We start from the raw sequence: 6,696 nt of genomic DNA on the forward strand, positions 1-6,696 counted from the left end.
ATCATGCCGGCTCAGGGTCAGGTCGATACTGGTCGACCTGACCCTGCAGACGAAGAAAATCGGTTATCCGCTCAAGCGTCTGTTCCATCTGTTCCAGATGGGGTGAGTGGCCGCAATCCTTCAGTACGGCCAGTCCGGTCTGTTCCGGCAACCGTTCAGCAAGCGTATTGATCTGGGCCAGAGTACCGTACTGATCATCCTCACCCATGATCGCCAGCAGCGGCACTTTGATTCCCGGTAAACTGGATTCAATATTCCAGGCGGTAAAGCGGGGATCCAGCCAGATTCCTGACCAGTGCCGGAAGGTACTTTCCGTGTGGTCTCCATGGTAGCGTTGCAACCGGTCGGCGAGCCGGCCGGTGTCAAATGCCTGCTTCGCCTGGCGTATTCCCTCCAGGGTCTCTTCCTCAACAAACAGATGAGGCGCCAGCAATACCAGTCCCCTGATGCGCGTATCGGAACGCTCGCCCGAGTAGATCAGGGCAATTGACGCCCCATCGCTGTGCCCTACAAGAATTGCCTGATCGATACCCGCCTCATCCAGCACTCCGGGCAGGATTTCCAACCCTTCCCGATGCATGAAACCGACCTCCAGCGGACGTTCAAACGGGTCAGACCTCCCGTAACCCTGTCTACTGTAGACAAAGACAGCCAGGTCGGTCTGTTCCGCCAGTCTGTCCGGAAAATCCCGCCACATATCGATACAACCCAACCCCTCATGCAGCAGCACCAACACCGGTTGATCCGCCTTGCGCCGGCCGTACCAGCGGCATTCCAGCCTGACCCCATCTACCATCAGATAATTTTGACTTTGGCTCATTGATTTCGTTTGAAACTGTTATTGGAGTTAAGAGTAACCGCCCAACCATTTAACGATCAGCCCGTGAAGTCAACCCCACAATCAGCATGGCTGCCTTAATGGTGGCCGCTCAGGCAACCCGAATACGTACCACTTTCATTATTTCAAACTCGATACCCGCCACCGAATCCACCGCCGGATAGTAGGTGATATTGACCCGCTGTCCCTGAAGTGATTTGTAACGCCGCTGCCGTTTATAGATAAAGGGAACCGACTGCCCCTCGATCATCAGGGTATTGATAATCCACTCATCCTGCTCGCGCTGCACGTGGGATGCTACTTTCAGCATGTCCGACTGGGTCAGCTTCTGATGTTTCTTCAACAGTTTATCGATGGATGATGGCATTTCGTTTATTCGCCGCTTAGCAGACTGCACCTGTTCAACAGTGCATCGGATAAATAGTTCGCAAGTGTCAGTGTCGCTGCTGCCGTGGCGGCATTATGCACGCCTCGCCCTCACAGCCGGTCACCTCGACCGTGACATGCCCCAGCGCATGGATATGCCGGATCAACGCCTTGTAATGTTCCGGGTCCCGGGGCTCATGAGTGACCAGGGAGACAATGACGCCATAACTGCCCGGTCCCAACTGCCAGATGTGCAGATCGACGATGCGGTTGTCCGACTCCCCCTCGATCGCATCCGTGATGCGCCGGCCAATCTCGTCACTGGGCACGGAGTCAAGCAGCACGGCACTGGTATCCTTCAGCAGGCCGATACTCCAGCGGGTAATCAGCACCGCCCCGACAATGCCCATCAGGGCATCCATCCAGATCCAGTCAAAATATTTACCGGCAAACAGGGCGATAATGGCCAGCACGGAGGTCAGGGCATCGGCAATCACATGCAGGTAGGCGGCACGCAGATTCTGGTCATGGTGATGAGGGTGCCCATGGTGATGGTCATCATGATGATGGTGGTGCGCGGCGGCCCCGCCATGCAGCAACCAGGCGCTGAGCAGGTTGACCGCCAGGCCCACGACCGCCACCAGAATCGCCTGATTGAAGCGGATTGTCTCGGGTGCAATCAGGCGTTCCACCGACTCCACGCCCATCAGCAGGGCCACCATCGCCAGGCTGATGGCACTGGCAAAACCACCCAGCGCCGTGACCTTTCCGGTGCCGAAACTGAACCGTGGATTCTCAGCGTTCTGTCGGGCATAACGGTAGGCAAACAGCGAGATGGCCAGCGCCGCCACATGGGTCCCCATATGCCAGCCATCGGCCAGCAGGGCCATTGAGCCGAACAGATAACCGGCAGCGATCTCCACCACCATCATGACCGCCGTCAACAGGACCACCAGCCGGGTTCTGCGTTCCCCTTCCGAGGTATCTACATTGAAGTTGTGGTCGTGGCGCCACCGTTCCAGCGAGTGGATATGCATATCAGATCCCGAATACTACAAATTTCAGACTATCGGGATTATAGGGTGTTGCCGTGACCGGGGCATCCCAAAAAAACAGGCGATGCCCCGATGAGCGGTGGATCCGGATTTGGATGAGCGGATCAGCCACGATCCTTCGAATGCCGCCTGTTATGATTCTATTGCATCTAAAACAGCCACTGCGGGGTTGTAGCCCTGTTGTAGGAGCGGCTTCAGCCGCGAACAGCGTTCGCCGATTCAATCGTCTATCGCGGCTAAAGCCGCTCCTACACAGTGCCGTTCGTCCTGGAACCGGCGCCGAGTCATGCAACGGGTCGCTACAACGGTTGGTTCCTCGCGTCACGATAGGCCTTGAGCTGTCGCAGCCCCTCAGCTTCATGCTCTTTTCGTACCTTCAATTCCTGCTTGTGTTCCTGCAACATTCCCAGCGCCGCTTTCACATACTCCGAGGAACTCATCTCGTCCCGGGCATAGCGTTTGAGCAATTGCCGCCACTGATAGTGGATCTGACAATAGCTCTCCTCACCAAGAATATTCATCGGGCAATCCATGCAGCGGGTCTCGCCGGCCTGTTGCGTGACCACCTGTTTCTGCCACCGGTCCCTGTATTGCGCGGCATATTCGGCTATCCACTCGATCGCCTTCTCGCCATGCTCCTGCTCGGGATAGCGTTCCAGGTAGCGCTCCATGCTCTCCACCTGACGTTGCAGAAATTCTCCGTCCGTGACATCCAGGTCCCGTTCCGTGGCGACAAAGCGAACAATCAGAGCCAGCACCGGATCATCGACGACAAACATGGTATCTCCAAAACGCAACCTGTGTTCCTGCATACATTTAGCTGAACCATCCAACTAAACAAGTCACATTTCCTGTGGTTAATAGCGGCACAGGAATCTGCCACTGTGGCCGAAAACCTAATCCGTGAGCGGATTTTTTACCGACAGCATGCGTTGCATGATGCCATCCTTGAGAACAAACTGATGCCACATAGCCGCTCCCGCGTGTATCCCAACAAGGGCATACAACCCATAGGAACTGTAGATGTGCAGCTGTTTCGCCTGCTCGGCCAACGCCTCATCCTTACCAACAAGATCCGGCAATTCCCACAAGCCAAACCACTCAATGCCATAACCGTGGGCCACGGACATGACATAACCACTCAGTGGCATCACCAGCATTACGACATATAGCAGGAGATGGACCGCGGCAGCCAGGCTCCGTTGCCAGGCCGGATGATTTCCGCTGCCCTCGGGCAGCGGGTTTAATCCACGCCATGAGAGGCGTAGAAAAACCAAAAACAGGGCGGTGACACCCAATGATTTGTGGAAACCGTACAGGGCCCATCTCTCTTCGCCCTTTGGCAGATCCTGCATGATCTCGGCCGATACAAAGAGTGCAATGAAAACCGCAAACATGCCCCAGTGCAGCACCTGGGCAACCGTGCCAAATCTCATCCCATTGTTACGAATCTGCATATACTCCCCCCTATCAGCGTTAACCATGTGCCGACTATGGACGTTATCAGCGTTGCCTGAATTCAAGCTGAAAATAACCACTCTGAAGACAGGGAATCGACTGACACGCCTTAGGCGTTATGGCCATGAAAAAGCATACTACTGGCGCTACCCGGTCTACCCCGTTAACCGGATGATCAGGGCATTGTGTATAATGACCCAAACCCAGAGCCGATCATTCACCAGGTTAAGGCAATTATTATGTTTGAAGATCAAATGATTAAGGTCGCAACCGGTCTGGCGTTCATTATTCCAGGGATTTTCATCCTGCGCTGGCTACTCAACAGGTCCACGGGCTCGCCGGAGGAGTGGGCAGAACACCATATCAGGATACTTAAGCAGAAACACGCCAGTGGCGAGATCGACGATGAAACATATCAGACCCGGCTGAAAGAGTTGCGGGAGGAGTAGGCCGAATCCTCATCCTTTCCCGCCCATCGCGACCCAAGGGGACGAGTACAATATGCCGGAACCCCGAATTTCCCAGACGCCGAGCGACCCGTCCCCATGACCGAACACCCGATACTCTTTACCATTTTCCTGATCTTCTCCGGAGCCGCCGTGTTCGCCACCCTGGCGCTGTACGCACGGCAGGCGCTGTTGATCTCCTATATCCTGCTGGGGGTACTGCTGGGGCCTTCCGCCGCCGGACTGGTGAACGACAGCGAGCTGGTACGGGAGATGTCCAATATCGGCATCATGTTCCTGCTGTTCCTGATGGGATTGGAGCTTAATCCGCGAGAACTGTTGCTGTTACTGAAGAAGACCACCACCGTCACCCTTCTCAGCTCCGCGCTGTTTGCCTTCTGCGGCGGACTGGTCGCCTGGCTGTTCGGCTTTACCCTGCAGGAGTCGCTGATTGTCGGCGCCGCCATGATGTTTTCCAGTACCATTATCGGCCTGAAGCTGTTGCCCACCACGGTGTTGCATCATCAGCATACCGGCGAACTGGTGATCAGCATCCTGCTGTTCCAGGACCTGATCGCCATTCTGCTGCTGCTGGCAATGAAAGGCGGCAGCGGGAATGAATCCCCCCTGCTGGAGATCTTCAAGCTGGGACTCGCCCTGCCGCTGCTGATCGGCGTCTCGGCACTGTTCGTGAAGTTTGTCTTCTATCCCCTGATGAAGAAATTCGACACCATCAAGGAGTATATCTTCCTGATCACCATCGGCTGGTGCCTGGGCCTCGCGGAGGCCGCAACGGCACTCGGCCTGTCCCACGAAATCGGCGCCTTCATCGCCGGCATTTCGCTGGCCACCAGCCCGGTCTCATTCTTCATTTCGGAAAACCTCAAACCGTTGCGCGACTTCTTTCTGGTGCTGTTTTTCTTCTCGCTCGGGGCCGGCTTTGACCTGCACATGCTGGATGACGTGATCCTGCCCGCGCTGCTGATCGCGGCAGCCATGCTGTTGCTGAAGCCGGTGGTGTTCTCGCGCTTGCTGCGTAGCGTGGGAGAAGAGAAAATGCGCGCCACCGAGGTGGGCGCCCGACTGGGTCAGCTGAGTGAATTTTCCCTGTTATTGGCGGTACTCGCCTGGGAGAGTGAGTTGATCGGGCTGGAGGCCTCTTATCTGATCCAGCTGGCCACCCTGCTTACCTTCCTGGTCTCCACTTACCGGGTGCTGTTCAAGTATCCGACACCGATCGCCCTGTCGGCGAAACTGCGGCGGGATTAGGGTTTTGATGGGCATGCTGCGCTTTGCCCAGCCTACCAATCTGCTGTTGTCACAGTCATGTAGAGAACTCACACCCCCAGCACCTCACCGTCATCGGAGAGATCGATGCGGTGGGCCGCCGGGCTGGCGGACAACCCGGGCATGGTGACGATATCTCCGGTCAATGCCAGCAGGTAACCGGCCCCGGCAGAGATGCGCACCGACTCCACCGGCAGTTCGAAGCCATCCTGATGCCCTACCCGGGTCGGGTCGCTACTCAGGGAGAGATGGGTCTTGGCGATGCAGATGGGCAGCTTTTCATAACCCAGAGAGCGAATCCGCTCCAGATCCTTCAGCGCCATGCGGCTGAACACCACTTCACTGGCACCATAGATGGTACTGGCGACGGCCAATATCTTCTGCTGTGGTGACTCATCCAGTTCATACAGAAAGCGTACCGGCGGTTGTGGCTTATTAGCCGCACCCAGCACCACCTCGGCCAGCGCCTCGCTGCCGACACCGCCCCGGGTGTAACCGTCAAACCGCGCCACGGGCAGACCGTGTTCATGGCAGCCGGCCTCGATCGTGGCCAGGTCCGCTTCGAGATCACCGGTAAAACAGTTAATGGCGATTACCGGTTCAAAACCAAACGCCTGTACGCTCTCCACATGGTGATAGAGATGCTCCATCCCGGCACGAATCTCTTCAACCGTACCAGCGGATTCGGGATTGCCGCCTCCGTGGATGCGCAGGGCCCGGACCGTCACCACCAGCACCACCGCACTGGGCCAGAGTCCGGCGCTGCGGCACTTGATATCAAAAAATTTCTCCGCGCCCAGGTCAAAACCAAAACCGGCCTCGGTGACCACGTACTCAGCCCGGGCCAGCGCGCTCTTGGTGGCGATCACGCTGTTGCAGCCGTGGGCGATATTGCCGAACGGTCCACCGTGCACCAGCGCCGGCACGCCCTCGGTGGATTGCACCAGGTTGGGCAGCATGGCGTCCTGCAGCAGGGCCGCCATGGCTCCGGTCGCCTTCAGGCTGGCCGCGGTGACCGGCGCCCCCTGACGGTCGAAGCCGACCAGGATATTGCCCAGGCGCCGTTTCAGGTCCGCCAGATCCTCGGCCAGACAGAGAATCCCCATCACCTCGGAAGCCGCGGTGATGTCAAAGCCGGTCTCCCGCGGGACCCCGTTCAATCGCCCACCCAGGCCGATCACCGCCTGGCGCAAGGCCCGGTCATTCATATCCAGCACCCGACGCCAGAACACCTGCCGATGTTCCA

Annotated in this window: 8 protein-coding genes; 2 read left to right on the top strand and 6 right to left on the bottom strand. The window is 57.3% G+C overall.

The genetic code is table 11. From position 1 onward, the window contains the following. Nucleotide 1: 1 nt before the first annotated feature. The 5 genes from ACHZBF_RS11280 to ACHZBF_RS11300 form a co-directional block, all read right to left on the bottom strand. A complete protein-coding gene (locus ACHZBF_RS11280) occupies nucleotides 2-820 on the bottom strand; it encodes an alpha/beta fold hydrolase (protein WP_321528457.1) in 819 nt (272 codons plus the stop codon). A 109-nt stretch (nucleotides 821-929) separates the two neighbouring features. Beyond that, on the bottom strand, nucleotides 930-1,205 hold the full coding sequence (locus ACHZBF_RS11285) for a hypothetical protein (RefSeq protein ID WP_273437220.1): 276 nt from the start codon (nucleotides 1,203-1,205) through the stop codon (nucleotides 930-932). A gap of 67 nt (nucleotides 1,206-1,272) precedes the next feature. After that, complete coding sequence (dmeF, locus tag ACHZBF_RS11290) at nucleotides 1,273-2,241, bottom strand: CDF family Co(II)/Ni(II) efflux transporter DmeF (RefSeq protein ID WP_273437219.1); 969 nt, start codon at nucleotides 2,239-2,241, stop codon at nucleotides 1,273-1,275. A 317-nt stretch (nucleotides 2,242-2,558) separates the two neighbouring features. Beyond that, nucleotides 2,559-3,038, bottom strand: a complete 480-nt coding sequence (locus ACHZBF_RS11295) for a hypothetical protein (RefSeq protein WP_273437218.1) — start codon at nucleotides 3,036-3,038, stop codon at nucleotides 2,559-2,561. 117 nt (nucleotides 3,039-3,155) lie between these two features. Next, nucleotides 3,156-3,716 (bottom strand): cytochrome b, encoded by a 561-nt coding sequence (locus ACHZBF_RS11300; protein ID WP_321528458.1) that lies wholly within the window; start codon nucleotides 3,714-3,716, stop codon nucleotides 3,156-3,158. Between the two features lie 240 nt (nucleotides 3,717-3,956). On the opposite strand from ACHZBF_RS11300, the gene ACHZBF_RS11305 reads away from it, so the two are divergent. Beyond that, nucleotides 3,957-4,166 carry an SHOCT domain-containing protein gene (locus ACHZBF_RS11305; protein ID WP_321528459.1) on the top strand — a complete coding sequence of 70 codons (210 nt, stop codon included), beginning with the start codon at nucleotides 3,957-3,959 and terminating at the stop codon, nucleotides 4,164-4,166. Nucleotides 4,167-4,262: 96 nt separating this feature from the next. Beyond that, complete coding sequence (locus tag ACHZBF_RS11310; protein ID WP_273437215.1) at nucleotides 4,263-5,432, top strand: cation:proton antiporter domain-containing protein; 1,170 nt, start codon at nucleotides 4,263-4,265, stop codon at nucleotides 5,430-5,432. 68 nt (nucleotides 5,433-5,500) lie between these two features. Here ACHZBF_RS11310 and ACHZBF_RS11315 read toward each other — a convergent pair. Then, nucleotides 5,501-6,696 (bottom strand): formate--tetrahydrofolate ligase (locus tag ACHZBF_RS11315; RefSeq protein ID WP_321528460.1); only part of this gene is annotated, 1,196 nt, incomplete at its 5' end.

Origin of the sequence: Sedimenticola selenatireducens, from assembly GCF_963675335.2 — a bacterium.
GTDB classification, from domain to species: domain Bacteria; phylum Pseudomonadota; class Gammaproteobacteria; order Chromatiales; family Chromatiaceae; genus Sedimenticola; species Sedimenticola selenatireducens.

Excerpts from the sequence above, each read along its gene's own strand:
- ACHZBF_RS11300 (WP_321528458.1), bottom strand. The coding sequence starts at position 3,716 with ATGCAGATTCGTAACAATGGGATGAGATTTGGCACGGTTGCCCAGGTG.
- ACHZBF_RS11295 (WP_273437218.1), bottom strand. The coding sequence starts at position 3,038 with ATGTTTGTCGTCGATGATCCGGTGCTGGCTCTGATTGTTCGCTTTGTC.
- dmeF (WP_273437219.1), bottom strand. The coding sequence starts at position 2,241 with ATGCATATCCACTCGCTGGAACGGTGGCGCCACGACCACAACTTCAAT.
- ACHZBF_RS11280 (WP_321528457.1), bottom strand. The coding sequence starts at position 820 with ATGAGCCAAAGTCAAAATTATCTGATGGTAGATGGGGTCAGGCTGGAA.
- ACHZBF_RS11310 (WP_273437215.1), top strand. The coding sequence starts at position 4,263 with ATGACCGAACACCCGATACTCTTTACCATTTTCCTGATCTTCTCCGGA.
- ACHZBF_RS11305 (WP_321528459.1), top strand. The coding sequence starts at position 3,957 with ATGTTTGAAGATCAAATGATTAAGGTCGCAACCGGTCTGGCGTTCATT.
- ACHZBF_RS11285 (WP_273437220.1), bottom strand. The coding sequence starts at position 1,205 with ATGCCATCATCCATCGATAAACTGTTGAAGAAACATCAGAAGCTGACC.